2 protein-coding genes and 1 pseudogene are annotated in these 2,011 nt (G+C 73.3%); 1 reads left to right on the top strand and 2 read right to left on the bottom strand.

The genetic code is table 11. From position 1 onward, the window contains the following. Positions 1-858 (top strand): class E sortase (locus tag VNL12_RS20435; protein ID WP_325597184.1); only part of this gene is annotated, 858 nt, incomplete at its 5' end. A 45-nt stretch (positions 859-903) separates the two neighbouring features. Here VNL12_RS20435 and VNL12_RS20430 read toward each other — a convergent pair. Both VNL12_RS20430 and VNL12_RS20425 read right to left on the bottom strand, forming a co-directional pair. Beyond that, a complete protein-coding gene (locus VNL12_RS20430) occupies positions 904-1,635 on the bottom strand; it encodes an enoyl-CoA hydratase (protein ID WP_325597182.1) in 732 nt (243 codons plus the stop codon). Between the two features lie 222 nt (positions 1,636-1,857). Then, positions 1,858-2,011, bottom strand: a pseudogene (locus VNL12_RS20425) (IS110 family transposase); the annotation flags it as partial.

The raw sequence follows: 2,011 nt of genomic DNA, 5'->3' as shown, positions 1-2,011 counted from the left end.
CGCCGAGCCGATACCCCGACGGCCGAGCCGCCGACCACCACCGAGACGCCGACCACCACCCGGACGCCGGCCACCACCGAGGCGGCACCTTCGGCCACCGCGCCGATCGAGGTGGCCCCGACCGTCGCTCCACCCGCGCTGGGAGAGGCCGTCGGCAGCTACCGCATCCCGGCCATCGGCGTGAACAGCGAGGAGTGGGTGGTCGAGGGCACCGGCACCGACCAGCTCAAGCGGGGTTCGGCCCACTACCCGGGCACGCCGCTGCCGGGCCAGGCCGGGAACGCCTCGGTGGCCGGGCACCGCACCACCTACGGCGCCCCCCTGAAGAACGTCGACGACCTGGTGCCTGGTGACCAGATCTTCTTCACCACGCTCCAGGGCCAGTTCACCTACGAGGTGATGGACGTCACCATCGTGGAGCCCGACGACATCTCGGTGCTCGAGGACAAGGGCGACGACCGCCTCACCCTCACCGCATGCCACCCGGAGTTCTCCGCCGCCCAGCGCATCATCGTGGCCGCCGAGCTCGTCGGGAACCCGGTGGCACCCATCGAGGGCCAGGACGACGCCGCGCGCGACGTGCTGGCCCAGACCCGGGGCGAGACCGGGGACCCCGACGCCATCGACGTGTTCGCCTCCGAGCCCGCTCTCCGCTTCCCCGGCGCCTGGTGGGGGCTGGCGGCCGTGGCGCTGTGGGCGCTGGTCCGGGGGCTGGCCCACGTCGGGCACCGCACCCGGCGGTTCCCCCGGGTCGTGCCCTACCTGATCGGGACCCCGCTGTGCCTCCTGGTGCTCTACCTGTTCTTCGAGAGCTTCAGCTTCGAGGGCTTCGCCCGTACGGTCGGCCTGTCCCTCTGACCCGTCCCGTCCTGACCTGACCGGACTCGGCGGGCGCAGCGAGGCTCACTCCCCCCGGAACCGGGGCCGACGGCGTTCGGCGAAGGCGACCTTGCCCTCCTGCAGGTCAGCGCTGGCCCACGCCCGATCGAAGGCGGCGCCGAGGGCGGGATCGACGGGAAGGGCGGCGTCGAGGGCGTTGAGCACGAGCTTGTGCCCGGAGATGGTCAGCGGCGCCTGGCCCGCGATCTCGGCCGCCCAGTCGAGCGCGGTGACGGGTGGGCCGATCCGCTGCGCCAGGCCGAGGCGGTGGGCATCGGCGCCGCTGACGGTGCCGGCCGCCAGCAACATGGCGCGGGCGGTGCCCGATCCGGCGAGGGCCACGAGGCGCTGCACGGTCCAGGGGTCGACCATCAGGCCGAGCTTGGCGGCGGGGATGCCGAAGGTGGCGTCGTCGGTGGTGGTGCGCAGGTCGCACGCGATGGCCAGCTGGGTGCCGGCACCGAGAGCGGCCCCCTCCACCGCGGCGAGGCACGGGAACGGGGCGTCGCGCAGGGCATGGAGCAGGCCGCGGAGCAGTCCGGCGAACTCGGGGCCCTCGAAGCCCTTCAGGTCTGCGCCGGCACAGAAGTGCCCGGCCTCGCCCCGCAGCACCAGGGCGCGGGTTCCGGCGGGCGCGTCGACGACGGCCTCGCGCAGGGCCTCGACGTGCTCGGCGTCGATGGCGTTGCGCCGATCGGGCCGATCGATGGTGACGACGCGCACCGCGTCGCCAGCCGGGGTGACGTGGACGGTCATGGCCGAGCACCGTACTGCGGGCCCGAACACCGTCTGGGTCCGGTGGGATCGATCCTGTGGGCCGGTTCGGGCCGAGGGCTGAATCCGGCACCCAGGCGGAGGGTCATCGGAGCGGGATCGATCCTGTGGGGCCCGGCGGGGTCCGGTTCGGCACCCAGGACGGAGCGGGGCGTGGCAAGGCCCGGCCGACGCGGGGTTCAGACACCCCAGGGCCCGTAGGTGTCAAGAGGCGATTTTGAGGGGTTGGTCGTTGCGGTGGGCCCAGGCGGTGGTTTCGTTGTAGGGGGTGTGGTGGTGGAGGCAGCCGTGGAGGATGCCGACGAGACGGTTGCCGAGGGCGCGGAGGGCTTTGTGGTGGCTGTCTCCTTGAGCGCGT

Source organism: Iamia sp. (assembly GCF_035575815.1).
GTDB lineage: Bacteria > Actinomycetota > Acidimicrobiia > Acidimicrobiales > Iamiaceae > Iamia.
The sequence above is the reverse complement of the archived record's forward strand: the minus strand, read 5'-3'. Positions and strand labels throughout refer to the sequence as shown.